The organism is Collinsella sp. LCP21S3_C7 (assembly GCF_052118485.1).
In the GTDB taxonomy this organism is placed as follows: domain Bacteria; phylum Actinomycetota; class Coriobacteriia; order Coriobacteriales; family Coriobacteriaceae; genus Collinsella.
Map to the genome: position 1 here is coordinate 1 of NZ_JBQKHC010000070.1, position 401 is coordinate 401.

Genomic DNA, 401 nt, shown 5'->3' on the forward strand with positions numbered 1-401 from the left:
GGCGACGGAGTTGACGCCGAAGGACCAGGCGGCCATGTTGGCGAACAGGGTGATCAGGAAGGCGATGCAGATGACCTTGAAGAGCACGGAATCGCCCACCATGGTCTGGACTGCGACGATCATGCCGTAGTCGGGGTCGATGGAGTCGGCCGGGATGGCGGCGCCGATGCCGAAGCCAGCGAACAGGTAGATGGCGCCAATGGTCAGGCCGCCCAGGATGATGGACTTCGGAATGTCGTGGGTCGGGTTCTCCATGTCCTTGGCGAAGGTGCAGATGACCTCGAAGCCCGTGAAGTTGAAGATGATGATGGACAGGTAGCCCAGGGCGTTGGTGTTGGTGAGCTCGGGCAGGAAGGTGGCGGCGGACATGTCGTTCGCGAAACCGTTCTCCATGGCATACC

The 401-nt window shown here is 61.3% G+C and carries 1 protein-coding gene; it reads right to left on the reverse strand.

Going from position 1 to position 401, the window contains the following annotated elements; genetic code table 11:
• A partial coding sequence (locus ACTQ1E_RS08920) for an amino acid permease (protein ID WP_441565908.1) occupies positions 1 to 401 on the reverse strand: 401 nt, incomplete at both ends.